The organism is Flavobacterium sp. N2820, from assembly GCF_025947285.1.
In the GTDB taxonomy this organism is placed as follows: domain Bacteria; phylum Bacteroidota; class Bacteroidia; order Flavobacteriales; family Flavobacteriaceae; genus Flavobacterium.
The window spans coordinates 1,085,418-1,111,747 of the sequence record NZ_CP110008.1 but is presented as its reverse complement, the minus strand read 5'-3'; the positions used below and the strand labels follow the sequence as shown (position 1 = coordinate 1,111,747).

Below are 26,330 nucleotides of genomic sequence, written 5' to 3'. Positions count from 1 at the left end.
CTATAAAAAATAGTTAAATAGTATTTTTGTTTAATATTTTGACTACATTTGTTAAACAAATAAAATGTTTATGAAAAATGAAGTAAAGTTAATTGTATTATTTTTTTGCTCTATTGTAATTTCATGTACAGCAAAAGAAAAACCAATTGTGAAGGCAGAATTTAAAGAACCAACAAAACTTAATGTAACAGAAGGTATGGAAATAGCAACATTTGCAGGTGGATGTTTTTGGTGTACAGAAGCCGTTTTTTTAGACATCAAAGGAGTAGAAAAGGTAGTTTCGGGATATATTGGTGGTGTAACTAAAAATCCTACCTATAAAGAAATTTGTACTGGAACAACGGGTCATGCTGAAGCAATTCAGATTACATTTGATCCTGAAAAAGTTGCTTACGAAGATTTATTAGAAATATTTTTTGCAACACACGACCCTACAACATTAAATCGTCAAGGAGCTGATATAGGAACGCAATATCGTAGTGAAATTTTTTACCATTCTTTAGCGCAAAAGGATAAAGCAGAAAACTATATCGCTTTGATTGAAAAAGAAAAATTGTATGAGAAAAAAGTGGTTACAAAAGTTTCTACGGCTACCATTTTTTATCCCGCAGAAGAATACCATCAAAATTATTACAATCAGAATGCAGAACAAGGTTATTGTCAAATGGTAATTGCACCCAAATTAGAAAAATTGCGTAAATATTATAAAACAAAATTAAAATAGAAGAAGATATAGCTATGAATACTACTATTGAAAAAGAAATATTTGATATCATTGGCGATAATCACCAAATGACATCTGCTGAAACACCAATGAGAGCCGATGCTTTCTTCAAATCTGATGCTGAAAAAATGGAAGTTATTGAGCACCATTTTGAAATTATTATGAAAGAATTGGGTTTAGATTTAACAGATGATAGTTTGCAAGGAACACCGCATCGTGTGGCAAAAATGTTTGTTCAGGAAATATTTTCGGGATTAAATCCTGCAAATAAGCCCAAAATATCTGTTTTTGACAATTCGTACCAGTATGATAAAATGTTGGTGGAAGCAAATATCAGTTTTAATTCTACTTGTGAGCATCATTTTTTACCAATTGTTGGAAAAGCGCACATTGGTTATGTGTCTTCTGGAAAAGTTATTGGTCTTTCAAAATTGAATAGAATAGTTGATTATTATGCACGAAGACCACAAGTTCAAGAGCGTATGATTATGCAAATTTTTAACGAATTGAAATCGGTTTTAGAAACTGAAAATGTAATGATTGTTGTTGAAGCAACTCATTTATGTGTTTCAAGTAGAGGAATTAAAGATGAAAGTAGTTATACTTCAACTTTACAGTATGGTGGTGTATTTAATCAGAAGGAATTTCGTGATGATTTTTACAAAATGATTCATAAAGAATAATTTGGCATTTGTTTTGTATATTCGTAATTGAATTTACAAATTAAAAAATGGTAGAAGAAATTGTTGATAATCCGGTTCCACCCTTAAAAAATGATAAAACATCAAAATTAATTTTATGTTTATTATTTGATGCTATTGGTATGTTGTCCTATTTAGTTCCTGTTTTTGGTGAGGCAATTGATGTGGTTTGGGCACCAATTTCAGGAATATTGTTGGTAACTATGTTTAAAGGTACAGCGGGAAAATTAGCGGGAATTTTTGGTTTTATAGAAGAATTAATTCCTTTTGTAGACATAATACCGACGTTTACCATCACTTGGTTTTATACGTATATCATTAAAGGTGGTAAAGGACAAGAATAAAAAAAAGGAGCTTTATTGCTCCTTTTTTAGTTTAGAATCTACATATTTTGAAATGAAACCCAGTTTCATTCGGTCTAACATCTTTTTTTCAAATTCCCAAAAAAAAGCGAATTGTCCAAATACAAAACCAACAAACACTAATAATACTTGATAAATAGGAAAAATAAGAATCAACCTTAAAACTCTATACAACCAATGAGGTTGGAACGTTTCTGGAATTCCTATTAAATTTAAAAAGGGTTTTGCTAATTGTAGTGAACTAAAACCTGTAATTGCAAATACAATGAAAATAATGGTTAATTGCCAGTTTGAAGTTACATTCCAGCGTTCTTTGAGTTTTTTCATAAGTTAAATTCTGGGCACAAATCCGCCTAATTGTTGTTTATTAGTGAGTTGAAAATAGACTAAATAATTGTAAATCATATAATTTACTTCATAGCCATAGTCAACAGTTGTTTCATAATTAATAATCATTTCATATAAATTTGGATTGTATTGAGAAGGCAACATTGCTCTTCTGTTCCATTCTAAAACCCAAATTTTGTTTCTTGCTTCTAAATACGATTGCGAATAATAATTTCTTGGTTTGGCATTGCTATTAAACCAAGAAGTAAATCCACCATCAATTATAATAACATCATATTCAATCGCCTCGTTTGATATACGAATTGTATCGCTTTCTAGTTTTGGTTTGTCTTCAAAAGTTTTTTGAGTTTTGGATGAATTACAAGCCACTAGTACCGAAATGACTACAAAAAGTAGTGTAACAATTGATTTCATAGCTTTAGTATTAAGAAAGTATAAAGATAAAAAAAAGCATCGATAGTACCGATGCTTTTAGCTTTTTATGATAGAAAATTTATTTTCCAAAAAGTTTCCCTAGTAAACCTCCTAAACCTCCTTTTTTAGAAACAGCAGCCATAGCATCACCCATATCTACTTTTCCATCATTATTTTGATCTAAACCAAATTGACCTCCATATTTTGAAACAGCGTCCATTAATCCGCCACCTTGACCTCCTGAAATAGCACTTACTAAGTCGTTCATGTTAAATCCTGGTTGGTTTGGGTCTTTCGCTTTATTAATTAATCCTCCTAAAATTTGAGGGATTAATCCTCCAGCAACACTTCCAGCAGCATCGGATGATAAACCAAATTTTTCGCCTAAATTTCCTGTTACTTTTTCTGTCAATTGTTGTATAACGGGATTGTTTGCATCAATGGGCGTATTTCCGCTTAACATTCCTGATAAATCACTAATATTTCCATTTGCTACCATATCTTTTAAACCTGAAAGTATTGAACCTCCGGCTTCTTGCATTACGGCATCATTTTGTTCATTTGGTACAGCTGGATTATTTACCACAGCTTCACCACCAAATTGTTTTACTAATTCTGAAAGTTGATCAAACATAATAATAGGGATTTTAGTTAGTTAAATTAAAGGTAATAAATTTTAGTCATTTTTTAATAGACTAATTATTTGTTCCGCTAGCTCTGTACCAATTCGATCTTGTGCTTCTTCTGTAGCGGCTCCGATATGTGGTGTCAAAGAGATTTTTGGATGCATTAAAATTTGAATTTCTGGTGTAGGTTCGTTTTCAAAAACATCTAATCCAGCAAATAATACTTTTCCTTCGTCTAAAGCTTCAATCAATGCAACTTCATTTATTACACCTCCACGGGCACAGTTAACAATTCCTACATTTTCTTTCATGAGTTCAAATTCAGCCTTGTCAATCACATAACCATCTTGCGCAGGAACGTGAAGCGTAATAAAATCAGAATGTTTGAAAATATCTTCTAATGATTCAGTAACAATTTCAACATTGATAAATTGTCCGTTGTAAAAATCAACGCGAATAACGGCTTCGTTTACATACTTATCTGCCGCAATAACTTTCATTCCAAGACCTAAAGCCATTTTAGCTACAGCTTGACCAATACGACCAAAACCAATAATTCCTAATGTTTTTCCACGAAGTTCAATTCCGTTTGCATAAGCTTTTTTCAATCCGTCAAAATTGGTATCACCTTCTAATGGCATATTTCGGTTAGCATCATGTAAAAAACGAACTCCTGTAAATAAATGCGCAAAAACTAATTCGGCTACACTTTCAGAAGAAGAAGCTGGGGTATTGATTACATGTAACCCTTTGCTACGTGCATAATCTACATCAATGTTATCCATTCCAACGCCACCACGACCAATGATTTTTAATCCTGGGCAAGCATCTATAATATCTTGTCGCACTTTGGTCGCACTTCTTACCAAAATTACTTTTACATCATGTGTGTTAATATAGTTGGCAACTTGTTCTTGCGCCACTTTTGTAGTGATGACTTCAAAACCTCCTTTTTCTAATGCTTTGATACCACTTTTTGAAATTCCGTCGTTTGCTAAAACTTTCATTCTATATGTTTATGAGTTTATAGTTTAGAAGTTAAAAGAACATCTAAACTGTAATTTTATTAAATATTTTTCTCTAATTCTTGCATTACATCCACCAAAACTTGTACACTTTCTAATGGAAGTGCATTGTACATTGAAGCGCGATACCCACCAACAGAACGATGTCCCGCTAATCCAGAAATTCCAGCTGCTTTCCACATGCTGTCAAATTTTTCTTGATGCGCTTCGTCTACTAATAAAAAAGTTGCGTTCATAGTACTTCTATCTTCTTTTGCGGCAGCTCCTTTGAATAAAGGGTTTCTATCAATTTCAGCGTAAAGTAAGTTTGCTTTTGCCTCATTAATTTTTTCGATAGCAGCAATTCCACCCAATTTTTTCAACCATTGAAGGGTTAAAAGTGATGCATAAATAGGAAATACTGGAGGCGTATTGTACATACTTTCTTTCGCTATATGTTGTTGATAATCTAACATATTTGGAATAGTTCTGCCTGTTTTTCCTAAAATATCTTCTTTAACCACTACTAACGTAGTACCAGCTGGCCCCATATTTTTTTGAGCGCCTGCATAAATAATATCAAATTTTGAAAAATCTAATGTACGTGAAAAAATATCTGAACTCATATCACAAACCAATGGAATATGTACTTGAGGAAACGATTTCATTTGGGTTCCAAAAATAGTATTGTTACTTGTGCAATGAAAATAAGAGGCATCAGTAGGAATTGAATAGTCTTTTGGGATATGATTGTAATTTTCTGATTTTGATGAAGCTACAACAATTGTTTCTCCAAAATGTTTGGCTTCTTTGATAGCACTATTTGCCCAAGTTCCTGTATCTAAGTATGCTGCTTTTCCATCAACTTTCATTAAATTGTAAGGAATCATTAAAAATTCTAAACTAGCTCCACCAGCTAAAAATAAAGCTTGATATCCTTTGCCTTCTAATCCTAAAAGTTCTAAAACTAAAGCTCTAGCTTCTTCCATTACAGCAACAAAATCTTTGCTTCGGTGTGAAATTTCTAAAATTGATAATCCAGAATTGTTGAAATCTAAAATTGCTTGCGCCGATTTTTCAAAAACTTCTTGTGGAAGAATACATGGACCTGCGCTGTAGTTGTGTTTTTTCATTATGTTTATTGTAGTTATGTATGTTTTTTAAAAAAGCAAATTTCGGAAATAGCGATTAAAAAACGAGTTATAATTTGATAATAATTCCGCCATGTTATTAACGAAAACCTTGTAGATTTTGCAAATAAATAGTAATAATGTAATTATATTTTTGATAAAAAGGCAAGCGTATCAACATTATCTGCATAATCCCACAGTCTTGGTTGTTGTGTTTGCCCAAAAGAAACACTGTTTTCAATTAGGTTGTTAGAAACCACACATTGAATTTGTTCTGCATCAGTGTTTAGTCGATTTTTTATCTCGTCTATGTTCTCATAAAATTCATAAAATACTGAGGAAATAGGTGAGGCGTAACTAGAATCTTCTTTAATTGTTAAAAATTCATTGTCCAATAATTGAAAATTACTCATTAAGAAAACCGCTTTGTTGTAATCGTAATTATTCGCATATTTTTCATATTGAATTACCTCACGGTATTCATACATTGCTTTAAAAAAAGCATCAAAATTGTAATCTTTAGGAACAAATAGTTTTGAAACATTTCGACAACCTAATCCAAAATATCGAAAAATATCTTCACCCAAACCCACTAAATCTTCATGTGATTCAGTTCCATCTAAAACAGCAACCGAATTTCTGTTTTTACGAATAATACTTGGTTTGTCTTTAAAATAAAATTCAAAATAACGCGCTGTATTGTTACTTCCGGTGGCAATTACGGCATCAAAACCTTCTAATTTTCCTTCAACAAATGTTATTTTTGAGTTAAGTTCGGGTTGAATGGAAATTAAATATTTTGCTAGAAATTTTAATAAATGTTGGTCGTTTGAAGACGTTTTAACCAATACATCATGCCCAGAAATTAGTACCGAAAGAAAATCATGAAAACCTACTAAAGGAATATTTCCTGCTAAAACTAATCCTATTTTTTCGGGTGTTGTTTTTGAAAAATCGTAAGGAGAAAGCCATTGGTTTAGGTTGGTTTCTGTTAATGCTTTTGCCCAAGATTGAACACTAAAATAAACTTGCTCGGGAGTAAACCAACCATTGTGTGATTGCGATAATTCAACTAACGAAATGAAATCAACATAAAATAAATCGTTTTGCAAAACCGACACGTCTTTGGTGTTTTTTTCTAAAGAAAATTGACGTAAAAAATTCCCTAATTCAACAAAACTCGATTTTATTTCACTTTGTAACATTTGTAACTTGTTTATATTTGGTTTACATTGTATTTTTGTAGCGCAAAAATAAGTAATTAGTAATTAGGCAAAAGGCAAAAGTTTGAAAACTTAGTAAAAAAACTAAACAATTAAACTTTTAAACAATTAAACTGAAAAACATGGCAATTATTATAACAGACGAATGTATTAACTGTGGCGCTTGTGAGCCTGAATGTCCAAACACTGCAATTTATGAAGGCGCAGATGATTGGAGATGGAAAGATGGTACAAAATTGAGTGGAAAAGTAATTTTACCAGATGGAACTGAAGTTGATGCTGATGCAGCGCAAACACCAGTATCAGATGATATTTATTATATTGTTCCAGGAAAATGTACTGAATGTAAAGGTTTTCATGAAGAACCTCAATGTGCAGCGGTATGTCCTGTAGATTGTTGTGTGCCAGATGATAATCACGTAGAAAGCGAAGAAACGCTTTTAAATAGACAATCTTTTTTACATAACGAATAAAAAAAATCCTGATGCAAATCAGGATTTTTTTTTCATAGCAATTGTGATTTTATTTTAAGGCAATATATTTTTCAAATGAAATTGTATCCGAATTTGAATTATATTTTTCTAAAACTAAATTTCCTTCCACATCAAAATATGCAATTGCAGTATTGTTTTTATAATGATAGATAAAACTATTCGTGGTTGTTTTTCTCAAAAAAGCTTTTTCTTTACCATCTTCAGATAAAATACGATATCCCTTACTATCTAGAGCAATATCATATTTTTTATTATTAAACAAATAAACAGATGAACGATCAATATCTACAGTTCGTGTTGAACCATCTGGATTGGTTACAGTTGTTGTGTTTTCTATAACTACTGGCGAATCCTTCAAATCCATATTGATGTTTTTAGGTTCTTGTTCTTTCAATTCAATGTTTTGAACTTCTCTCGTATTTTCTTTTTTTACATATGTTTTTTCACCTTTTGAATCTGTAACTGTGGTGGTGGTGGTTTTTGTTTCGTCTTTTACATTTTTATTTTGCCCTAGTACTGAATGGGTTGAAAATAAAAAAAGTGTAGCGATAAATAATGATTTCATGATGTATGATGTTAAATATTAATAAGTTATAAAGATAGATTTCAATCTATAAGTCATGTTATACAATAAAAAAGAATTGTTACATATTTCCAAGTTTAGTTTAATTTGATTGTAATAAAATAAATGAACACACGCTTTGGGTCAAACTTTGTGGCTTTCCAACTTTTAAACTATATTTGCACACTTTTAAAAATACATTCATAATGAAAGCAGGAATTGTAGGATTACCAAATGTTGGAAAATCAACTTTATTTAATTGTTTGTCTAATGCAAAAGCGCAAAGTGCAAACTTTCCATTTTGTACTATTGAACCCAATATTGGTGTGGTAAACGTTCCAGATCCACGTATTAATCGTTTGGAGGAATTGGTTAAACCAGAACGAGTGCAAATGGCAACGGTAGATATCGTAGATATTGCTGGATTGGTAAAAGGAGCAAGTAAAGGTGAAGGTTTAGGAAATCAATTCTTAGGAAACATTAGAGAATGTAATGCAATTATTCATGTTTTACGTTGTTTTGATAACGATAATATCGTGCACGTTGATGGTAATGTCAATCCAATTCGCGATAAAGAAACGATTGATATCGAATTGCAATTAAAAGACTTAGAAACGGTTGAAAAACGTTTGGAAAAAACCAATCGTGCAGCAAAAACTGGAAATAAAGAAGCACAAGCTGAAAAAGCGTTATTAGATAGAATTCGTGAAACATTATTAGCGGGAAAATCAGCTCGTACAGTAATTCCTCAAAATCAAGATGAAGTTGATATGATGGAAGAATTCCAATTAATTACCACAAAACCTGTTTTATATGTATGTAATGTAGACGAAGCTTCGGCAGTAAACGGAAACAAATATGTAGATCAAGTTCGTGAATTAGTAAAAGACGAACAAGCAGAAGTAATCATTCTTTCAGTAGGAGCAGAAGCCGATATTACTGAATTAGAAAGCTATGAAGAGCGTCAAGTATTCTTAGAAGATATGGGATTGACTGAGCCAGGTTCGGCAGTGTTAATTCGTGCCGCTTACAAATTATTAAAATTACAAACGTATTTCACGGCGGGTGTTAAAGAAGTTCGCGCTTGGACTATCAATATTGGAGATACAGCTCCAAAAGCAGCCGGAGTAATTCACACCGATTTTGAAAAAGGATTCATCCGTGCAGAAGTTATTGCATTCGAAGATTTCTCAAACTACGGTTCAGAAGCTAAAGTAAAAGAAGCTGGAAAATTAAGAGTAGAAGGAAAAGAATACATTGTAAAAGATGGCGATGTGATGCATTTCCGTTTTAATGTGTAATTTTTAGAATATAGAAAATAGAGAAACCGTTGAAGCAATTCAGCGGTTTTTTTGTGGCATAACATTTGTATTTGCAAAATAAAACAAACTATCAAACTACCATGAAAAATCTTCTAATCCTTCTAGTAGCAACCCTTTTTTTTACTTCGTGTAAGGAATCTGCTTTAAATAATAGTTTTATCTATTTTTCTGAAGCCCAACCCACAAATGTTGATATCATAACTGAATTTCCTAAAAAGTATATTGGAACCTATGCGATGGATTATTCACATCGATTAGTTATTGAATCAAAATATATTTGCATCAATGAAATTGAAACAATTACTGCTTTAAAATCAGAATTAGATTCTATTCCCGAATTTGAATTGCGCAATAATCAAGTTTTTGATAAATCAGAAAATAAAAGTTATAAAACATTCATTAAAGGTGATACAATTGCTTTTGAAGTAGAACGTTTGGATACCATTTTTTCCTTTGCCGAAAACGAAATTGCTAAAGAATATAAATCTTCTTTGGTTTTGAATAAAAAAGTGGATGAAAATTATGTGACAAGTATTATTAAAGTTTCGAGTTTAGGCATAAAACACATTCAACTAGGAACCAAAAAAGACTTTACAAAACTAAAAATAGAACTAAAAATCCCATTTCAAGCCAAAATAATTGAAAATGATACTACAAGTGTGGTTTTAACACCTTCTCGTGCCGATTTTAGAAAGTTATTACGAAAAGAAGGTTTTGAGTACGAAAGCAATTACTTGTTTAAATAAAAAGCAATGAAAGTCTTCAAAAAATTCCTAAAATACACTACATTTTTCCTTTTAGGGATTATTGGTTATTTGCTTGTGGTTACCTTACTTTCCTATATTTCTGTGAATGATGGTTTGGTAAAAAGTCATAAAGAAATTCCAATTTACATCCTAACTAATGGAGTGCACACCGATGTTGTTTTGCCTTTAAAAAGCGAACATTACGATTGGACCAACCAACTCAAAACTGAACATACTAAAGCAAAAGACACAACAATGAACTATGTTGCTTTAGGTTGGGGAGATAAAGGTTTTTACTTAGAAACTCCCACTTGGGCAGACTTAAAAGCAAGTACGGCTTTAAAAGCGGCTTCAGGATTGAGTTCATCGGCAATGCATGTAACGTTTTACAAAGAGATGAAAGAAAGTAAGTCTTGTAAAAAACTTCAAATTTCATCCAATAATTACAAAAAGTTGATTCTATTCATTAACGAGTCTTTCCAAACCAAATCTGGTGAATTTCTAAAAATTGAAACCGAAGCCGTTTACGGAAAACACGATGTTTTTTATGAAGCTAACGGAAGTTATTCGCTATTTTACACCTGCAATTCTTGGGCAAACCAAGCCTTAAAAGCTGCCAATCAAAAAGCCGCTCTTTGGACAATTTCTGATAGTGGCATTTTTAGACATTATGAATAATAGATTGATTATTTTTACAAAATGAAATTATTTTTATTTGCTTTAATTGCAACTATATTTTTTTGGACTAAAAAAGATTTAGTTGAAGATAAGAAGTTTAACAATTATAAAGTTACTGATACAATAAAAAATGTTGATACACTTTTAATTGGAGATTTAAATTCGGATAAAATTCCAGATACGATATTTCGAATTTATCCTCAAATATTGAATATGACAAAGGATTATGACGGAGATTGTGTGAATAATGCTTGTGATGTTACTTTTAAGTTTTCGTTTACAGACCAACAAATTGTAATACATAATGCAATTGGTGCGGGAATTGAGAATTTAGGAGATATTAATAAAGATGGTTTTTCGGAATTTTCTATTTTCCCACATTGGTACATCGGTTGTTGGGGAAAGATTCAATATTTTACTTTCAAGAATAACGAATGGAAAAATTTCGGTTTTGCTCGTGCAAACATATGTGAAGAATTTACTTTTGAGAAACATTTGAAAATTATTTCATCTAAGAAAATTAAAGTTATGGAAGTCTATCCAAACAAAGATTATTCTGAAATGATACAAAGATATAAAACACTAAAATTGGATTAATTTTATCTTTTTCCTTTCTTCTTTTTTCTATGTTCTTAACCGCATTTTGTCAATAACTTATCAGTTTCTGGCTTTCAATCTTTGGAGATATGTGCTATATTGCACAAAATCCAAATTCTGTCTATGTTAGAGCAAAATCAATACACCGAAGACAATATACGTTCCTTAGATTGGAAAGAACACATTCGTATGCGTCCCGGTATGTATATCGGAAAACTAGGTGATGGTTCTTCGCCCGATGATGGTATTTATATTTTATTAAAAGAAGTATTGGATAACTGTATCGATGAATTTGTCATGGGTGCCGGAAAAACCATAGAAGTTACCATCAAAGACAAACTCGTTACGGTGCGCGATTATGGTCGAGGCATTCCGTTAGGAAAAGTAGTCGATGTAGTTTCCAAAATGAATACGGGTGGAAAATACGATTCCAAAGCCTTCAAAAAATCAGTAGGTTTAAATGGTGTCGGTACAAAAGCCGTAAATGCACTTTCCAATTATTTCCGAGTAGAATCGGTGCGTGATAACCAACAAAAAGCAGCGGAATTCTCTGCCGGAAATCTAACCTTAGAAGAAGACGTTCAAGAAACAACCAAGCGTAAAGGAACCAAAGTTTCGTTTATTGCTGATGAGGCGATTTTCAAGAACTACAAATACCGTAATGAGTACATCATCAAGATGCTCAAAAATTACTGTTATCTAAATACGGGATTAGTCATTTATTACAATGGTGAAAAGTATTTTTCTGATAACGGTTTAAAAGATTTATTAGAAGAAGCCATTCACGAAGACGATATGGTGTATCCAACGATTCATTTGTTGGGCGACGATATCGAAGTGGCTATTACACACAGTAAATCGCAATATTCAGAAGAATATCATTCGTTTGTTAACGGACAAAATACTACGCAAGGAGGAACGCATTTAGGTGCTTTTCGTGAGGCGATTGTAAAAACCATCAAAGAGTTTTACAACAAACCTTTTGAAGCTTCGGATATTCGTAAATCCATAGTTTCCGCTATTGCTGTTAAAGTAGAAGAACCGGTTTTCGAATCGCAAACTAAAACCAAATTAGGTTCTACCGATATTGGTCCGAATGGGCCTTCGGTGCGTTCGTTTGTGAATGATTTCATCAAAACGAAGTTAGATAATTTTTTACATAAAAATCCAGAAGTTGCTGATGCGTTATTGCGTAAGATTTTACAAGCCGAACGCGAACGTAAAGAGCTTTCAGGTATTCGAAAATTAGCCAAAGACCGCGCTAAAAAAGCCAGTCTGCATAATAAAAAATTACGCGATTGTCGTGTACATTTAACCGATGCTAAAAACCCAAGAAGTTTAGAAAGTACGCTTTTTATTACTGAGGGAGATTCGGCTTCTGGTTCCATTACGAAGAGTCGTGATGTGAATACGCAAGCGGTTTTTAGTTTACGTGGTAAGCCGTTGAATTCGTATGGAATGACAAAGAAAATTGTATACGAAAACGAAGAATTCAATTTATTACAAGCTGCATTAAACATCGAGGAAGACATGGGCGATTTACGTTACAACAATATCGTAATTGCAACCGATGCCGATGTCGATGGAATGCACATTCGCTTGTTGTTGATTACGTTTTTCTTGCAGTTTTTCCCTGAGTTGATTAAAGACGGACATTTGTATATTTTACAAACGCCTTTGTTCCGTGTGCGAAATAAAAAAGAAACGATTTATTGCTACAGCGAAGAAGAACGAGTAAACGCCATTGAAAAACTAAAGCCAAAACCAGAAATCACCCGATTCAAAGGATTAGGAGAAATTTCGCCAGATGAGTTCAAACATTTCATTGGGCAAGACATTCGATTAGATCCTGTTATGTTAGATAAAGCCACTTCTATTGAAACCTTGTTAGAGTTCTACATGGGTAAAAACACCCCAGACCGCCAAGAGTTTATCATTAATAATTTGAAAGTGGAGTTGGATGTGGTAGAGAAGAATTAGTATTCAGTGTTCAGTTTATAGTGAGCAGTGATTTTGAACTTAAAAAATATACTGAAAATAATTCAGCATAAAAATGAAAGACGAAGAAGAAGATAACATCATTCCAAACGAAGACGAAAATTTCAATAATCAAGACCAATCCACAAATGAGGAAGGTTTTGAAGATATTCGTGTTTCAACAGGACATCATTTTTACGAAAACAACGAAAATCCAGAAGACACCATTACCAAAGTTACAGGAATGTACAAAGATTGGTTTTTGGACTACGCTTCGTATGTAATTCTAGAACGTGCAGTTCCAGCGATTGAAGACGGTTTTAAACCGGTACAACGTCGTATTATGCATTCCATGAAAGAGTTAGATGATGGGCGTTACAATAAAGTAGCCAATATCGTTGGTCACACCATGCAGTATCACCCTCACGGAGATGCGAGTATTGGTGATGCCATGGTGCAAATTGGTCAAAAAGACCTAATCATCGATATGCAAGGAAACTGGGGAAATATCTTAACAGGAGATAGTGCAGCAGCTTCCCGTTACATTGAGGCCCGAATTTCAAAATTTGGTCACGATGTGTTGTATTCGCCAAAAATTACCGAATGGGGAATGTCATACGATGGTCGTCGTGCCGAACCAATTAATCTTCCGGTGAAGTTTCCATTGTTGTTAGCACAAGGCGCTGAAGGTATTGCCGTAGGTTTATCGACCAAAGTGTTACCACACAATTTTAACGAATTAATAGACTCGTCTATCAAAATATTAAAAGGGAAACCTTTTACCTTATTTCCTGATTTTCCAACCGCAGGTATTGCTGATGTTTCCAATTATAATGATGGATTACGTGGTGGACGCGTGCGTGTGCGTGCCAAAATTGGGCAGTTAGACAAACAAACTTTGGTGATTACCCAAATTCCGTTTTCAACCAATACATCTACGTTGATTGATAGTATTTTGAAAGCCAACGAAAAGGGGAAAATCAAAATCAAGAAAATTGAAGACAACACGGCTGCTGAGGTTGAAATTTTAATTCATTTGCCAGCTGGTGTTTCTCCCGATAAAACAATTGATGCGTTGTATGCATTCACAGCTTGCGAAACTTCGGTGGCGCCTTTAGGCTGTGTGATTGCAAATCATAAACCGTTGTTTATTGGGGTTTCTGATATGTTGAAAATTTCGACCAACAGAACGGTTGATTTGCTCAAACGCGAATTGGAAATTCAGTTGGACGAATTAGAAAATAAATGGCATTTCTCTACGTTAGAAAAGATTTTCATTCGTGAAGAAATGTACATCGACTTCAAATTGTATTCCGACAGAGAATCGTTGTACAAATATATGTATGACCGATTTGAGCCGTTTTTAAAATCATTTGTTCGAGAAATTAACGATGATGATTTGCAAAAATTAACGCAAATTCCAATGATTCGTATTACACGTTTTGACTCGGATAAAGCGGATGAAGCGATTTCGAAACTGGAAGCTGAAATGGAACAAGTCAAGTTTCATTTAGATCATATTATTGATTATACGATTGATTTCTTCCAAAAACTAAAAGACAAATACGGAAAAGGGCGCGAGCGTCAAACTGAATTAAGAAGTTTTGATAATATTGAAGCTACGAAAGTAGTTTTGAGAAACACAAAACTATACGTGAACAAAGAAGAAGGTTTCTTTGGAACAGGCTTAAAGAAAGACGAATACGTTGCTGATTGTTCAGATATCGACGATGTAATTGTATTCCTTCGCGATGGAAAAATGATGGTAGCAAAAGTGGATGATAAAAAATTCGTAGGAAAAGATATTATTCACATCGCTGTTTTTGATAAAAACGACAAACGAACCATTTACAACATGATGTATCGTGATGGTAAAAACGGTTCGACTTTTATCAAACGTTTCAATGTTTCAGGTGTAACTCGTGATAAATTTTACGATTTAACACAAGAAAAACCAGGTTCAATGGTGTCTTATTTCTCTGCCAATCCAAACGGAGAAGCAGAAGTAGTAACGATTTTATTACGTCAAGTAGGAAGCGTGAAAAAACTGAAATGGGATGTTGATTTCTCTGATATAGCTATCAAAGGAAGAGCTTCACGAGGTAATACAGTAACCAAATATCCAATCAAAAAAATCGAGTTAAAAGAGAAAGGAATTTCGACTTTACGTCCGAGAAAAGTTTGGTTTGATGACACAGTACAACGATTAAATGTCGATGGAAGAGGTGAGTTGTTAGGCGAATTTCGTCCAAATGATCGTTTGTTGATTGTGAACCAATCTGGAAAACTAAAAACTATTATTCCAGAATTAACCACACACTTTGATGAAGATATGATTGTGTTGGAAAAATGGAATCCAAATAAACCGATTTCGTGTATTTATTACGATGGTGAAAAAGACCGTTATTTTGTAAAACGTTTCTTAATTGAAAACGAAAATAAAGAGGAAATTTTTATTACCGAACACGAAAAATCGCAATTAGAGATTGTTTCTACCGATTGGCGTCCAGTTGCTGAGGTTATTTTTGCCAAAGTAAAAGGTGTTCAAAAAGAAAATCAAACAATTGATTTAGAGCAATTTATTGCGGTTAAAGGCATCAAAGCTTTAGGTAACCAATTGACTGCTGATAAGTTGAAACAAATTAATTTATTAGATCCATTGCCTTACGAAGAACCTGAAGAAATTGCTCCTGAAGAAATCGAAGTTGCTGGAGAAAACAATATTTCAGACGATATTCAAACTGAATTAGACGACGACGGACAAATAACGTTGTCTTTAGATTAAAATTAAAAGATGTTCGAAAGGTTTTATGTTTTTTGTCATGCTGAATTCGTTTCAGCATCTAAATTTTAGAAACTGAAACAAGTTCAGTTTGACAGGGAATGAACTTTTTTGAACATCTTTTTTATTTGATTTTTATCATATTTTTTAAAAATTTCATTCGCTAATTTTACTATAAATTATAACACAACAACTAATGTCAACATTTCCATCAGACATTGAAATTGCACAAAATGCAACCATGTCTCACATTAAAGAAATCGCTAATAAAATCAATATTTCAAACGACGATTTAGAATATTATGGCAAATACAAAGCCAAATTACCCTTACACTTACAACACGAAAATCCGAAAGGAAAACTAATTTTAGTTTCTGCCATGTCGCCTACCAAATATGGTGAAGGGAAAACCACTATGTCAATTGGTTTAACCGATGGATTGAATTACATCGGTAAAAAAGCAATTGCGGTTTTGAGAGAACCCTCTCTTGGACCTGTTTTTGGTTTAAAAGGAGGTGCTGCTGGTGGTGGTTATGCCCAAGTTTTGCCTATGGAAGACATTAATTTGCATTTTACAGGTGATTTCTCTGCGATTGAAAAAGCAAATAACTTGCTTTCGGCGATGATTGATAATAATCTGCAAAATCAAAAATATTCTTTGAATTTAGATCCGAGAACAATTGCTTGGAAACGAGTAATGGACATGAACGATCGTTCGCTTCGTCATATTATTATTGGTGTTGGTGGTAAAACAAACGGAATGTTACGCGAAGACGGTTTCAATATAACACCCGCTTCGGAAGTGATGGCGATTTTGTGTTTGGCAAAAGATTTAGAAGATTTGAAACTTCGTTTAGGAAATATTTTTATTGGAAAAACGTTTGATGGAAAGCCTATTTTTGCCCGCGATTTGAATGCGGTAGGAGCAATGACTGTTTTGTTGAAAGATGCCATTAAACCTAATTTAGTGCAAACTTTAGACGGAAATCCTGCTATTTTGCATGGTGGTCCATTTGCGAGTATTGCACAAGGAACGAATACCGCAATTGCTACCAAAATGGGATTATCGCTTGGTGATTATGTAGTTACAGAAGCTGGTTTTGGTGCCGATTTAGGTGCCGAAAAATTCTTGCATATCAAATGTGAGCAAGCCGGTTTAAAGCCTGATGCAGTGGTTTTAGTAGCTACTTTGAGAGCGATAAAACATCATGCTGGAATGAGTGAATATGAATTGAAAGTACCAAAAGTGGCTGCTATTGAAAGTGGTTTTTGTAATTTAGAAAAACACATCGAAAACATTCAGAAGTTTGGAATTAACCCAGTAGTTTGTGTGAATGCTTTTCCAGATGATACGCAAGCAGAATACGATAAATTGAAAGAATTATGTGCTGCAAAAGGGGTAACCGCAATTGTGAGTACTGCTTTTGTTGAAGGGGGAAAAGGTTCGGCTGAATTGGCTTCTAAAGTTATTGCCGAAATAGAAGCAGGAAAAGCAAATTACAAACCGCTTTATGTGCCTTCGGATAGTATTGAGTATAAGATTAAAACGGTTGCTACTGAGATTTATGGTGCCCATACGGTAGATTTTTCTCCAAAAGCAAAAACACAATTAAAAATGATTAACGATTTAGGATTTAGTCATTTTTCGGTTTGTATGGCTAAAACGCCAGCGAGTTTTTCAGATAATGAAAAGTTAATTGGTCGCCCTACAAATTTTGATATTACGGTTCGTGAATTTGAAATTGCGAGTGGTGCTGGATTCATTGTACCGCTTTTAGGTGAAGTAATGCGAATGCCTGGTTTACCCGCTGTTCCAAACGCAGAGCGAATTGATATTGATAACGATGGAAGAATTACAGGATTGTCTTAAAACTAAATGCTTTATAAAATAAAAATGTCCCGATATTATCGGGACATTTTTTATGTACTTAGTTTAGAATTAGTTTTTCTTACGCATCTTCATATTAATAAATTCTACGGCTAAAGAGAATGCAATTGCAAAATATAAATAGCCTTTTGGAACTGCACCTACGTGTTGACCCGCTAATTCAGCGTGTGACAAGTGCATACTTTCGGTAATAAGCATGAATCCAATTAAGATTAAGAAGGCTAACCCTAAAATTTGAATAGAAGGATTGGCATTTACAAAATTGCCAACAGGAACTGCAAATAACATCATAACACCCACAGAAATAACCACAGCAGTAATCATAATTACTAACGCACCTTCGATGCCATTAGTCATACCTACAGCAGTTAAAATACTGTCTACAGAGAAAATGATGTCGATTAATAAAATTTGACCAATAACGCTTCCAAATGATTTGGTTGCCGAAGTTTTTAGTTCTTTTTCTTCTTCACCTTTGTGGTCTACTTTTTCATGGATTTCCTTCGTGCTTTTGTAAATTAAGAACAAACCTCCTAATAATAAAATTAAGGCTTGACCAGTTATATCTGCAGAGAACCATCCAAAATCAAAACTAAACCAAGGTGCTTTCATTGCTATTAAAATGGTAATTCCGAAAAGCAATGCAATACGCATAAACATCGCTAAAAATAATCCTACTCGTGTAGCTTTTTTACGTTTTTCTTCAGGTAATTTTCCTGTTACTATCGAGATAAAAATGATGTTATCAATACCTAATATGATTTCTAAAAAGGTTAAAGTCAAAAGTGCTATCCAAGCATCTGGGTTTAAGAAAACTTCCATTTATGTAGTGTTTTAAATTGTGTTTAACGTTGTTTAGTTCAGTTTTGTTACAGTTCCACGCTGTTTTTTTGAATCGCCCACAAAAGAATATTCAAATGTATATGAATCAGCGTTAGTTGTCAAAATTTTCATTTGAACTGGTTTTTTTTCTTCGCGGTTTTTTGGATTCGTATTTTGAATAATGTATTCGCAATCATTGGTCCATCGCACTTTAAAAGTATCAATTTTACCTTCGTAGCTTTCTATTTGAATAGAATCGTTTCGTTCAAAAGTACTGGTGTATTTTTTGCCTTCAATTTCGGTTTCCGAAGTAAATTTACCCGTTTTAAAATCGTTACAATTGCGTTCTTGATTGTAACAAGAAGTCAGCAATGTTAGAAGTAGTAAACCGTAAATTGTATTTTGTAAGTTGAATTTCATGGGTTGTATTTGAATTTGTTATTCCCCTTGTTTATCGCCATCAAATAAGCTTTTTAAAATCGTTTGGATTCCTTTATAAATCAAAAACATGGCAAACAAACAGCCAATAATTCCTAATCCTAAAACATAAGGATATAAAGGGTTATCTTGATTTTTAAAAGCACTATTGATAATTATAGGTCCTATGAATAACATTGGTAAAGCACCCGATAAATATCGTATTCCTTTTACTAATATTTTTTTATTGGTTGCCATTAAAAATTAATTTGAATCCCAAGTCCATTGGAATTGTTCACGATATTTAATTCGAAATTATCCCCTAGAGTTTTCTTCTCGTTTTTTAATCCTTGGTTGTAGCTATCCACACTTTCTTCAATCAATTTTTTTCTTCCTGATAAAACAGGAATGGATAGTGCCATTAATCCTACACCAACGTAAGTTATCCCTGTTGGATATTTAACATCAGAGGTTAATCCCATTACTAAATCGGCAGCAGTTGTTCCTATTCCTAAGCCAAGTAAGAAGCCACCTATTGATTCTTTATTTTTGGCTTTTTTAAATGCATATTGCGCTTTTAAATTGGAGGCCATTACTAGTTTGGTTTCATACGAAGACAATTGTTCACCTGCTTGATAAATTTTGCCTTTTGAATACTCTAAATTTTGTGCAAAACCAATTGAAAATCCTACTATGGCTATGCTTAAAAATAATTTTTTCATGCTGAATTTCTAGTTATTGTTGTTGTAATAATCTACTGCGTTTCTAACACTTCCATGGGTGTTTAATAATTGATTGGCTTCTTCATAACTTACCGGAATTTCCTCCATAATCATTCGGGTGCCTCTATCAATTAATTTGGTGTTACTCAATTGCATGTCGACCATTTTGTTGCCTTTTACTTTGCCCAGCTGTATCATGGTTGCGGTCGAAATCATGTTTAAAACTAATTTCTGAGCCGTTCCTGCTTTCATGCGTGAACTTCCCGTGACGAACTCTGGTCCAACGACCACATCAATCGGAAATTTAGCGGTTTTAGATAACGGACTTCCCGCGTTGCAACTGATGCTTCCTGTGCTGATGTTGTGTTGATGGCACATTTCTAACCCACCAATTACATAAGGTGTTGTTCCCGAAGCAGCAATACCTATTACGACATCATTTTCATTGATATTCCATTCTTGTAAATCTTTCCACGCTTGTGCGCTGTCGTCTTCGGCAAATTCTACTGCTTTTCTAATGGCAGTATCGCCACCAGCTATAATTCCGATAACCAAATCAAACGGAACACCAAACGTAGGTGGACATTCTGATGCATCTACAATTCCTAAACGCCCTGAAGTGCCTGCGCCAATGTAAAATAAACGACCACCTTGTTTCATTTTCGTAACGATTTCAGTCACTAAAGTTTCAATTTGTGGTATGGCTTTTTCTACGGCTAACGGTACGGTTTTGTCCTCGTTGTTGATATTGGTCAACAAATCGGTAACCGACATTTTTTCTAAATGTTCGTATTTGGAGGCTTGTTCAGTGGTTTTGGTAAAGTTCATGCGATTATTTTAAAACATGATGTGCTAAAACATTTTGCACATCATACACATTAACTGATTTATTAAATTGTTTCACGATACTTGGATTGGCTTCGCTTGAAACCCATATTTTTAATTCGGCTTCTAAGTCAAAAGTGCCTGCAGTTTCTATGCTGAAACGTGAAATACTCTTGTATGTGATGGATTTATATTCAATTTTACTACCTGTAATTCCTTGTTTTTCAATTAGAATTAATCGTTTGTTGGTGAAAATAAAAGTATCTCGGATTAGTTTGAAACCTAACTCGATTTCTTCACCTGTAATTAAAAGTTTGCCATACTCTTTCACTAAAGTTTCTTGATTTACAGCACCTGCATTGCCAAGTAGCGCAGAAAATAATCCCATATTAATTGTTTTAAATGTTCTTCAAATTTAACTAAAAACTACATATGATTTATGTGTTTATTGCTTTTTAATGCGAATGCCCCATTTCAATTATATATGCCAAAACGAAACCAAACACAATCATGGTAATTTTAGCCAAATTGAATTTATGTCCTTCGTTACTTTCAAAAATAATTGTTGAGGAAATGTGAAATAAAATTCCCACTACTACAGCCGAAATTTCCTTTGAATAATGTTGAGCAAAATGCATTTGTTCCGCTAATAAAGTGCCTAGTGGTGTCATTAATGCGAAGGAAAACATAAAAGCAAAAATCATTAGTTTATTCATCTTCGCATTTACGAAAAACAAGGTCAAAATAATGGCAATAGGGAAGTGGTGTACTGCAATTCCATAGGCTAAATTGTTGTTTTCGTGAATTGGAAAACCTTCTAACAAGGCGTGAATACACAAACTAATAAACAACAACCACGGAATGTGATGCAATTCGTTATGTTCGTCGGTATGTACATGTACGTGACCGTGTTCGGCACCTTTTGAGAAAAATTCCAATAAGATTTGAAATAAAATTCCAATCATAATGAAAACACCAACTGGTAACGTGGCATGTGCTTCTTCTCCTTCGTGAACGTGATTGTGTCCTTCGCTAAATAATTCAGGAAGTAGGTGTAAAACGGTAAGCGAAAGTAAAAACGCACCACTGAATGCCAACAATAATTTGATGTTTTTTTTCTTTTGTGGTTTTAAAAACAAAGCGATTAAAAACCCTAAAATAACAGCTGAAAAGGTGATGATATACTGCATTATTTAAAAATCATAATTAAACGTTCGGATTGTGTTTTAAAGAACTTTCGCAATTTATAATCGCCAAAGATATCCAATAAAAAGATACCCGCTTCTTCCATAATTTGTTCAAAATCGGACAGGCGAAGTGCTTGTACTTTTTCGGTAAAATGAAACGTTTCGCCTTGGTCTTCAAAATCAATTTCTTTGTAAATGTAGCCGTCTTTCAAATAGCGTTTGATATGAAAATCTATTCCGTCTACTGATTTTACTTCATCAGCCACTAAATTTTCTACAACATAATCCACATTCATAAAATCGATAACCGCAAATCCGGTTTCGGTTAAGCTATCATGAATGGCTTTGATGGTTTTATAATTGTCGGCATTGTCTTCAAAATAGCCAAAGCTGGTGAATAAATTAAAAATGGCATCGTATTTTTCTTCAAACGGTTCACGCATATCGTGTACTTTGAAGTGGAGTTTATCGTTTGCAAATTTAGAAGCTTCGGCAATACTATTTTCAGATAAATCGGCACCTGTAACGTCAAAGTCTAGGGAGTTTAAGTAAATGGCATGGCGTCCTTTTCCACAAGCTAAGTCTAAGATTTTAGCGTCTTCTGGAAGGTTTAAATAGTGCGTCAAATTATCCATTAACAATTGGGCCTCTTCGTCGTTGCGTTCTTTGTATAAAATGTGATAATATTTGGTATCAAACCAAGAGGCAAACCAATTTTCTGTTGAAGTCTTTTGTATTTCTGACATTAATTCTAAATTCGTTTCTTTCAAGAAGCAAATTTAGTGTATTTTTGCACGATAATTCAATTAATACGAATATTGATTTCTAATTTCGGAAATCAAATTTAAAAATAATAGTAAGGAAAAGGAAATTACTATTTTAAAGAAAAGGAAATGGAAAATTATAAAATGACCGCCAAAACCTTCTTTGGTTTTGAAGAAATATTAGCAAGAGAACTACAAATTCTTGGTGCGCAACAAGTTGAAATTGGTACGCGTGTAGTTAGTTTTAAAGGAGATAAAGGATTTATGTACAAAGCCAATTTGGCACTTCGTACGGCTTTAAAAATCTTAAAACCTATAAAAACGTTTAAAGCACATAACGACAAAGCGTTGTATGAAGGCATTAGAGCGATTGATTGGTCGGATTACTTGACGGAACACAATACGTTTTTAGTAGAAACTACATTACATTCTGAAAACTTCAATCACAGTCAGTTTGTGGCTTTGAAAACGAAAGATGCGATTGTGGATCAATTTAGAGATTTGAACGGAAAGCGTCCAAGTATCGATAAAGACTTCCCAGATTTACAAATTCACGTGCATATTGATAGAGATAATGTAACGGTTTCGTTAGATTCTTCGGGTGCTTCGTTGCACCATAGAGGGTATCGAACGGCTACGAATATTGCGCCTATCAACGAAGTTTTAGCAGCAGGAATGTTGATTTTAGCGGGTTGGGAAGGTAAGAGTCATTTCTTAGACCCAATGTGTGGTTCAGGAACTATTTTGGCGGAAGCGGCGATGATTGCTTGCAACGTTCCAGCGAATATTAACCGTAAGGAATTTGGTTTTGAGAAATGGAAAGATTGGGATGCGGAATTGTTTGATAACATTATGGAATCGTTATTAAAGAAAACGCGCGAATTTCATTACACGATTACAGGCTATGACAAAGCGCCAAGTGCGGTTGCTAAAGCAAAAGACAATGTTAGAAACGCCAATTTAGACGAATACATTACCATTACCAATGAAAACTTCTTTGATTCTAAAAAAGAAACCGAAGGACCGTTACACATGGTGTTCAATCCGCCTTATGGAGAGCGTTTGGATATTGATATGGAGCGTTTTTATAGAGAAATTGGCGATACGTTAAAACAAAATTATCCGAATACCAACGCTTGGTTCATTACTGCTAATTTAGAAGCTTTGAAATTCGTAGGCTTAAAACCCAGTAGAAAGATTAAACTGTTCAATGGTAAGTTAGAAGCCCGTTTGGTGAAATACGAAATGTATGAAGGCAGTAAGAAAGGTAAGTATATGAATAGTGAGGGATAAGTGTTCGGTGTTCAGTGTTCAGTGTTCGGTGTTCAGTATTCAGTGTTCAGTATTCAGTGTTCGGTGTTCAGTGATTGGTGTTTAGAATAGAGTTTCAATAATTAAATAAAAATACAATGAGTAAAAAAGTAAAATCATTTATATATAACTTTATAGGGTTTAGTGTTTTTTATATTCCTGCCTATTTATTGGTTATGAATTATTCCAACTTGCAAGGTTTGTGGATAGCTGGAACTGCTTTTATGGTTTCCTTGATTTTGTCGCCTAAATTTCAAGCGATCAAAACGCATGATGGCGAAAAAATCTTTATGAAATGGATTTTTATTAGTGGTGTGAAAGAGGTAAAATAGGGAGTAGGGAACTATTTCTTTAAAAAATATAGATTGGCTATCTGCTGAAATTCAGAGTTTTGTAAAAAAGTGCATAAAAAATGTTATTTTTTGTTCTTAAAACGCTTGCAGAAATAAAAAAACGTTCTATATTTGCACTCGCAATACGGAAATGATTGCACGACTTATTGGAGAAATGGCAGAGTGGTCGAATGCGGCAGTCTTGAAAACTGTTGACTGTAACAGGTCCGGGGGTTCGAATCCCTCTTTCTCCGCGGAATAGCTTATCAAAAGTTATCAAAACCTCGAAAATCTTATGAATTTCGAGGTTTTTTGTTTTTACTACCTTTCAAAATATTCATTCTTTTTCAAAAATCAAGAGACCCCATCGAGACCCTAATAAAAAAGTAATTTTTGGGTCTCGCTAAATTGAAAAATTAGTTGCAGTAAATTTCAACCAATCCACTATTGGTAAGCTGTTCAATAACCTTTTCAATTTTCAAACATCTTGATTTGTGGCAAACTTTAAAGTAAATTAATTAATAACTTAAAGGTTACCAAAAATGAATTCAAAAGTTACATTGCATTTTTATGCAAAATCAACCAAAGCCAATGGTAATGGATTATTACCAATTTATGTGCGATTAACAATCGAAGGAAAACGATTTGAGTACAGTACTAAAAAATTTATTGAGCCATCGAAATGGTCAACTGAATTAAGCAAAATGAAGGGTAATTCAGAAGAAGCTCGTTCAATAAATAACTTACTTGATTTTACACGAAATCGAATAAACGAAATCCAATTCGAATTATTAAAAGATGGCGTATCATTAAACAACGATGAATTTAAAAATCGTTTACTCGGTATCAAAGAACGCGAACGACTACTAATCCCAATATTCACAGAACACAACCGAAAAATTAAAGAGTTGGTTGGAAGCGAGTACGCTCCTGGAACACTAGAACGTTATGAAACATCCCTGAAACATACTAAAGACTTTCTTCAATGGAAATACAGAGTTTCTGATATTGATATTGAGAAAATAGATCATGCTTTTATAACCGAGTATGAATTCTATCTTCGTACAGAAAGAAAGTGTGCGAACAATACAGCTGTAAAGTATATTAAAAACTTTCACAAGATTATTAACATTTGCTTGGCCAATGGATGGCTGAATAAGGACCCATTTGCTAACTACAAATCAAAAGTAAAAGAAGTTACACGTGAATTCTTGACAGAACAAGAAATTCAAAGTTTGATGGAAAAAGAATTCGTTTCAGAACGTTTGGAATTAGTTCGTGACATATTTGTTTTCAGCTGCTTTACAGGATTAGCATATATAGATGTGAAACAACTAACACCGGATAATATTGTTTTAGGAATTGATGGTGATAAATGGATAAACAAAAACCGCCAGAAAACCGATACAAATTCAAAAATTCCTTTATTACCAACAGCTCAATATATCATGGATAAATATTCTGATTATCCTGTTAATAAAAATAAGGGCACAATACTTCCAATATTGTCAAACCAAAAAATGAATTCTTACCTTAAGGAAATTGCAACTGTTTGCGGAATCAATAAAGAACTAACATTCCATATTGCACGACATACTTTTGCTACAACAGTTACGCTGAGTAATGGGGTTCCAATTGAAACAGTAAGTAAAATGTTAGGACATACCAATCTAAAAACAACGCAGCATTACGCTAAGATTTTAGACAAGAAAATTAGTGAGGATATGAAAATACTTAAAGATAAATTTTCAATCAATGTAAATCGACGTAGTTGCCAAAACTCTATTTAACAATATTTTATACAAACAACAATTCATTTTTTATACATTTGTGATGTTTTAAAATTAAAAATGAAAAAATATCACATAATATTAATAGTTTTACTAGGCATGTTTTTAATGCCTAGTACAGCTATGGCTTGTGGTAACTCTAATTCAAAACATTCTTGTGAAAAAGAAGTTTCATCTAAAAAAACTGAAAAGAAATGTTGTTGTAGTAATGACAGTTCTGAAAGCAAAGATGAAAATGGATGTAAAGGTGATTGTGGTCATGCAAATTGTGGTTGTTCTATGACTTGTCCTTCTTCTTCAATCATTTTTATACCAGAAATTACTTTTAAATTTAACTTTATTCAATATTCTTCAATAGAGAAAGTTAAGTTTTCATACACGGCACCATCAATCTCAGATGGTTTTCATTCTATTTGGCTAATACCTAAAATAGGTTAAATTCTTTTTTTGACAGCCATTAGTGTGTCAAATTTATAGCATTTTGCTATCAGATTAATCATCAGTTTACTTTCCGTTTATTTTTAATTATTTCAAGCAGATAGACTTGTAAACTGAAATTCATTATTTTTTTATCAACTTATC

30 protein-coding genes and 1 tRNA gene are annotated in these 26,330 nt (G+C 33.3%); 16 read left to right on the top strand and 15 right to left on the bottom strand.

Going from position 1 to position 26,330, the window contains the following annotated elements; translation table 11 throughout:
* Nucleotides 1-70: 70 nt before the first annotated feature.
* The 3 genes from msrA to OLM52_RS05235 are packed head-to-tail and all read left to right on the top strand — an operon-like array spanning nt 71 to nt 1,769.
* The gene (gene msrA, locus OLM52_RS05245; RefSeq protein ID WP_264550089.1) at nt 71-724 is read left to right on the top strand and encodes a peptide-methionine (S)-S-oxide reductase MsrA; all 654 of its coding nucleotides are present in this window, start codon (nt 71-73) and stop codon (nt 722-724) included.
* 14 nt (nt 725-738) lie between these two features.
* Nucleotides 739-1,407, top strand: a complete 669-nt coding sequence (folE, locus tag OLM52_RS05240; protein WP_264550088.1) for a GTP cyclohydrolase I FolE — start codon at nt 739-741, stop codon at nt 1,405-1,407.
* 47 nt (nt 1,408-1,454) lie between these two features.
* Nucleotides 1,455-1,769: a hypothetical protein gene (locus OLM52_RS05235; protein WP_264550087.1), complete on the top strand. Its 315-nt coding sequence runs from the start codon at nt 1,455-1,457 to the stop codon at nt 1,767-1,769.
* A 12-nt stretch (nt 1,770-1,781) separates the two neighbouring features.
* On the opposite strand, the gene OLM52_RS05230 is transcribed toward OLM52_RS05235, so the two are convergent.
* The 6 genes from OLM52_RS05230 to OLM52_RS05205 all read right to left on the bottom strand — a co-directional run bounded on the left by OLM52_RS05230 (nt 1,782) and on the right by OLM52_RS05205 (nt 6,514).
* On the bottom strand, nt 1,782-2,114 hold the full coding sequence (locus tag OLM52_RS05230; RefSeq protein ID WP_264550086.1) for a DUF6787 family protein: 333 nt from the start codon (nt 2,112-2,114) through the stop codon (nt 1,782-1,784).
* A gap of 3 nt (nt 2,115-2,117) precedes the next feature.
* Nucleotides 2,118-2,549, bottom strand: coding sequence for a DUF6146 family protein (locus OLM52_RS05225; RefSeq protein WP_264550085.1), 432 nt, complete (start codon nt 2,547-2,549; stop codon nt 2,118-2,120).
* Between the two features lie 79 nt (nt 2,550-2,628).
* A complete protein-coding gene (locus tag OLM52_RS05220) occupies nt 2,629-3,183 on the bottom strand; it encodes a DUF937 domain-containing protein (protein WP_264550084.1) in 555 nt (184 codons plus the stop codon).
* 42 nt (nt 3,184-3,225) lie between these two features.
* On the bottom strand, nt 3,226-4,182 hold the full coding sequence (locus OLM52_RS05215) for a D-2-hydroxyacid dehydrogenase (RefSeq protein WP_264550083.1): 957 nt from the start codon (nt 4,180-4,182) through the stop codon (nt 3,226-3,228).
* Between the two features lie 59 nt (nt 4,183-4,241).
* Nucleotides 4,242-5,312: a 3-phosphoserine/phosphohydroxythreonine transaminase gene (gene serC, locus OLM52_RS05210; protein ID WP_264550082.1), complete on the bottom strand. Its 1,071-nt coding sequence runs from the start codon at nt 5,310-5,312 to the stop codon at nt 4,242-4,244.
* Nucleotides 5,313-5,455: 143 nt separating this feature from the next.
* Nucleotides 5,456-6,514, bottom strand: a complete 1,059-nt coding sequence (locus OLM52_RS05205) for an acyl-CoA reductase (protein ID WP_264550081.1) — start codon at nt 6,512-6,514, stop codon at nt 5,456-5,458.
* Between the two features lie 140 nt (nt 6,515-6,654).
* Here OLM52_RS05205 and OLM52_RS05200 point away from each other — a divergent pair, with 140 nt between their 5' ends.
* Nucleotides 6,655-7,005 (top strand): 4Fe-4S dicluster domain-containing protein, encoded by a 351-nt coding sequence (locus tag OLM52_RS05200; RefSeq protein WP_264550080.1) that lies wholly within the window; start codon nt 6,655-6,657, stop codon nt 7,003-7,005.
* A 49-nt stretch (nt 7,006-7,054) separates the two neighbouring features.
* Here OLM52_RS05200 and OLM52_RS05195 read toward each other — a convergent pair whose 3' ends face one another.
* Nucleotides 7,055-7,591, bottom strand: a complete 537-nt coding sequence (locus OLM52_RS05195) for a hypothetical protein (protein ID WP_264550079.1) — start codon at nt 7,589-7,591, stop codon at nt 7,055-7,057.
* A 203-nt stretch (nt 7,592-7,794) separates the two neighbouring features.
* Between OLM52_RS05195 and ychF the strand changes: the two genes are divergently transcribed.
* The 7 genes from ychF (at nt 7,795) to OLM52_RS05160 (ending at nt 17,560) form a co-directional block, all read left to right on the top strand.
* Nucleotides 7,795-8,889 (top strand): redox-regulated ATPase YchF, encoded by a 1,095-nt coding sequence (gene ychF / locus OLM52_RS05190; protein ID WP_264550078.1) that lies wholly within the window; start codon nt 7,795-7,797, stop codon nt 8,887-8,889.
* A 101-nt stretch (nt 8,890-8,990) separates the two neighbouring features.
* Nucleotides 8,991-9,656 carry a hypothetical protein gene (locus tag OLM52_RS05185; RefSeq protein WP_264550077.1) on the top strand — a complete coding sequence of 222 codons (666 nt, stop codon included), beginning with the start codon at nt 8,991-8,993 and terminating at the stop codon, nt 9,654-9,656.
* 6 nt (nt 9,657-9,662) lie between these two features.
* Nucleotides 9,663-10,334: a TIGR02117 family protein gene (locus OLM52_RS05180; RefSeq protein WP_264550076.1), complete on the top strand. Its 672-nt coding sequence runs from the start codon at nt 9,663-9,665 to the stop codon at nt 10,332-10,334.
* 21 nt (nt 10,335-10,355) lie between these two features.
* Nucleotides 10,356-10,931 (top strand): hypothetical protein, encoded by a 576-nt coding sequence (locus tag OLM52_RS05175; protein WP_264550075.1) that lies wholly within the window; start codon nt 10,356-10,358, stop codon nt 10,929-10,931.
* A gap of 123 nt (nt 10,932-11,054) precedes the next feature.
* Nucleotides 11,055-12,911: a DNA topoisomerase IV subunit B gene (locus OLM52_RS05170; RefSeq protein WP_264550074.1), complete on the top strand. Its 1,857-nt coding sequence runs from the start codon at nt 11,055-11,057 to the stop codon at nt 12,909-12,911.
* Between the two features lie 73 nt (nt 12,912-12,984).
* Nucleotides 12,985-15,693 carry a DNA gyrase/topoisomerase IV subunit A gene (locus tag OLM52_RS05165; RefSeq protein WP_264550073.1) on the top strand — a complete coding sequence of 903 codons (2,709 nt, stop codon included), beginning with the start codon at nt 12,985-12,987 and terminating at the stop codon, nt 15,691-15,693.
* A gap of 193 nt (nt 15,694-15,886) precedes the next feature.
* The gene (locus tag OLM52_RS05160; protein WP_264550072.1) at nt 15,887-17,560 is read left to right on the top strand and encodes a formate--tetrahydrofolate ligase; all 1,674 of its coding nucleotides are present in this window, start codon (nt 15,887-15,889) and stop codon (nt 17,558-17,560) included.
* 69 nt (nt 17,561-17,629) lie between these two features.
* Here OLM52_RS05160 and OLM52_RS05155 read toward each other — a convergent pair whose 3' ends face one another.
* From OLM52_RS05155 to OLM52_RS05120, 8 genes are all read right to left on the bottom strand, one after another.
* Nucleotides 17,630-18,400 (bottom strand): TerC family protein, encoded by a 771-nt coding sequence (locus OLM52_RS05155; RefSeq protein WP_264550071.1) that lies wholly within the window; start codon nt 18,398-18,400, stop codon nt 17,630-17,632.
* Nucleotides 18,401-18,433: 33 nt separating this feature from the next.
* Entirely contained in the window at nt 18,434-18,820 is a 387-nt protein-coding gene (locus tag OLM52_RS05150; protein ID WP_264550070.1) for a DNA topoisomerase IV, read from the bottom strand.
* 18 nt (nt 18,821-18,838) lie between these two features.
* Nucleotides 18,839-19,075 carry a DUF6095 family protein gene (locus OLM52_RS05145; RefSeq protein ID WP_264550069.1) on the bottom strand — a complete coding sequence of 79 codons (237 nt, stop codon included), beginning with the start codon at nt 19,073-19,075 and terminating at the stop codon, nt 18,839-18,841.
* Nucleotides 19,075-19,539 (bottom strand): hypothetical protein, encoded by a 465-nt coding sequence (locus tag OLM52_RS05140; protein ID WP_264550068.1) that lies wholly within the window; start codon nt 19,537-19,539, stop codon nt 19,075-19,077. The genes OLM52_RS05145 and OLM52_RS05140 overlap by 1 nt, the downstream gene beginning before the upstream one ends.
* A gap of 9 nt (nt 19,540-19,548) precedes the next feature.
* Complete coding sequence (gene murQ, locus OLM52_RS05135) at nt 19,549-20,367, bottom strand: N-acetylmuramic acid 6-phosphate etherase (RefSeq protein ID WP_264550067.1); 819 nt, start codon at nt 20,365-20,367, stop codon at nt 19,549-19,551.
* Between the two features lie 4 nt (nt 20,368-20,371).
* A complete protein-coding gene (locus OLM52_RS05130; RefSeq protein ID WP_264550066.1) occupies nt 20,372-20,752 on the bottom strand; it encodes a PH domain-containing protein in 381 nt (126 codons plus the stop codon).
* A 67-nt stretch (nt 20,753-20,819) separates the two neighbouring features.
* On the bottom strand, nt 20,820-21,554 hold the full coding sequence (locus tag OLM52_RS05125; protein ID WP_264550065.1) for a ZIP family metal transporter: 735 nt from the start codon (nt 21,552-21,554) through the stop codon (nt 20,820-20,822).
* Entirely contained in the window at nt 21,554-22,297 is a 744-nt protein-coding gene (locus OLM52_RS05120; RefSeq protein WP_264550064.1) for an SAM-dependent methyltransferase, read from the bottom strand. Before OLM52_RS05120 ends, OLM52_RS05125 begins: the two co-directional genes overlap by 1 nt.
* A 147-nt stretch (nt 22,298-22,444) precedes the next feature.
* On the opposite strand from OLM52_RS05120, the gene OLM52_RS05115 reads away from it, so the two are divergent.
* The 5 genes from OLM52_RS05115 (at nt 22,445) to OLM52_RS05095 (ending at nt 26,186) form a co-directional block, all read left to right on the top strand.
* A complete protein-coding gene (locus OLM52_RS05115; RefSeq protein WP_264550063.1) occupies nt 22,445-23,608 on the top strand; it encodes a THUMP domain-containing class I SAM-dependent RNA methyltransferase in 1,164 nt (387 codons plus the stop codon).
* Between the two features lie 116 nt (nt 23,609-23,724).
* A complete protein-coding gene (locus OLM52_RS05110) occupies nt 23,725-23,958 on the top strand; it encodes a hypothetical protein (protein ID WP_264550062.1) in 234 nt (77 codons plus the stop codon).
* 169 nt (nt 23,959-24,127) lie between these two features.
* A tRNA-Ser gene (locus OLM52_RS05105) sits at nt 24,128-24,212 on the top strand.
* A gap of 288 nt (nt 24,213-24,500) precedes the next feature.
* Complete coding sequence (locus OLM52_RS05100) at nt 24,501-25,748, top strand: site-specific integrase (RefSeq protein ID WP_264550061.1); 1,248 nt, start codon at nt 24,501-24,503, stop codon at nt 25,746-25,748.
* Nucleotides 25,749-25,808: 60 nt separating this feature from the next.
* A complete protein-coding gene (locus tag OLM52_RS05095) occupies nt 25,809-26,186 on the top strand; it encodes a hypothetical protein (RefSeq protein ID WP_264550060.1) in 378 nt (125 codons plus the stop codon).
* Nucleotides 26,187-26,330 lie beyond the last annotated feature (144 nt).

Bases quoted from the DNA above. Each gene is read 5' to 3' on its own strand.
- msrA (WP_264550089.1), top strand. From the start codon at position 71: ATGAAAAATGAAGTAAAGTTAATTGTATTATTTTTTTGCTCTATTGTA.
- folE (WP_264550088.1), top strand. From the start codon at position 739: ATGAATACTACTATTGAAAAAGAAATATTTGATATCATTGGCGATAAT.
- OLM52_RS05235 (WP_264550087.1), top strand. From the start codon at position 1,455: ATGGTAGAAGAAATTGTTGATAATCCGGTTCCACCCTTAAAAAATGAT.
- OLM52_RS05230 (WP_264550086.1), bottom strand. From the start codon at position 2,114: ATGAAAAAACTCAAAGAACGCTGGAATGTAACTTCAAACTGGCAATTA.
- OLM52_RS05225 (WP_264550085.1), bottom strand. From the start codon at position 2,549: ATGAAATCAATTGTTACACTACTTTTTGTAGTCATTTCGGTACTAGTG.
- OLM52_RS05220 (WP_264550084.1), bottom strand. From the start codon at position 3,183: ATGTTTGATCAACTTTCAGAATTAGTAAAACAATTTGGTGGTGAAGCT.
- OLM52_RS05215 (WP_264550083.1), bottom strand. From the start codon at position 4,182: ATGAAAGTTTTAGCAAACGACGGAATTTCAAAAAGTGGTATCAAAGCA.
- serC (WP_264550082.1), bottom strand. From the start codon at position 5,312: ATGAAAAAACACAACTACAGCGCAGGTCCATGTATTCTTCCACAAGAA.
- OLM52_RS05205 (WP_264550081.1), bottom strand. From the start codon at position 6,514: ATGTTACAAAGTGAAATAAAATCGAGTTTTGTTGAATTAGGGAATTTT.
- OLM52_RS05200 (WP_264550080.1), top strand. From the start codon at position 6,655: ATGGCAATTATTATAACAGACGAATGTATTAACTGTGGCGCTTGTGAG.
- OLM52_RS05195 (WP_264550079.1), bottom strand. From the start codon at position 7,591: ATGAAATCATTATTTATCGCTACACTTTTTTTATTTTCAACCCATTCA.
- ychF (WP_264550078.1), top strand. From the start codon at position 7,795: ATGAAAGCAGGAATTGTAGGATTACCAAATGTTGGAAAATCAACTTTA.
- OLM52_RS05185 (WP_264550077.1), top strand. From the start codon at position 8,991: ATGAAAAATCTTCTAATCCTTCTAGTAGCAACCCTTTTTTTTACTTCG.
- OLM52_RS05180 (WP_264550076.1), top strand. From the start codon at position 9,663: ATGAAAGTCTTCAAAAAATTCCTAAAATACACTACATTTTTCCTTTTA.
- OLM52_RS05175 (WP_264550075.1), top strand. From the start codon at position 10,356: ATGAAATTATTTTTATTTGCTTTAATTGCAACTATATTTTTTTGGACT.
- OLM52_RS05170 (WP_264550074.1), top strand. From the start codon at position 11,055: ATGTTAGAGCAAAATCAATACACCGAAGACAATATACGTTCCTTAGAT.
- OLM52_RS05165 (WP_264550073.1), top strand. From the start codon at position 12,985: ATGAAAGACGAAGAAGAAGATAACATCATTCCAAACGAAGACGAAAAT.
- OLM52_RS05160 (WP_264550072.1), top strand. From the start codon at position 15,887: ATGTCAACATTTCCATCAGACATTGAAATTGCACAAAATGCAACCATG.
- OLM52_RS05155 (WP_264550071.1), bottom strand. From the start codon at position 18,400: ATGGAAGTTTTCTTAAACCCAGATGCTTGGATAGCACTTTTGACTTTA.
- OLM52_RS05150 (WP_264550070.1), bottom strand. From the start codon at position 18,820: ATGAAATTCAACTTACAAAATACAATTTACGGTTTACTACTTCTAACA.
- OLM52_RS05145 (WP_264550069.1), bottom strand. From the start codon at position 19,075: ATGGCAACCAATAAAAAAATATTAGTAAAAGGAATACGATATTTATCG.
- OLM52_RS05140 (WP_264550068.1), bottom strand. From the start codon at position 19,539: ATGAAAAAATTATTTTTAAGCATAGCCATAGTAGGATTTTCAATTGGT.
- murQ (WP_264550067.1), bottom strand. From the start codon at position 20,367: ATGAACTTTACCAAAACCACTGAACAAGCCTCCAAATACGAACATTTA.
- OLM52_RS05130 (WP_264550066.1), bottom strand. From the start codon at position 20,752: ATGGGATTATTTTCTGCGCTACTTGGCAATGCAGGTGCTGTAAATCAA.
- OLM52_RS05125 (WP_264550065.1), bottom strand. From the start codon at position 21,554: ATGCAGTATATCATCACCTTTTCAGCTGTTATTTTAGGGTTTTTAATC.
- OLM52_RS05120 (WP_264550064.1), bottom strand. From the start codon at position 22,297: ATGTCAGAAATACAAAAGACTTCAACAGAAAATTGGTTTGCCTCTTGG.
- OLM52_RS05115 (WP_264550063.1), top strand. From the start codon at position 22,445: ATGGAAAATTATAAAATGACCGCCAAAACCTTCTTTGGTTTTGAAGAA.
- OLM52_RS05110 (WP_264550062.1), top strand. From the start codon at position 23,725: ATGAGTAAAAAAGTAAAATCATTTATATATAACTTTATAGGGTTTAGT.
- OLM52_RS05100 (WP_264550061.1), top strand. From the start codon at position 24,501: ATGAATTCAAAAGTTACATTGCATTTTTATGCAAAATCAACCAAAGCC.
- OLM52_RS05095 (WP_264550060.1), top strand. From the start codon at position 25,809: ATGAAAAAATATCACATAATATTAATAGTTTTACTAGGCATGTTTTTA.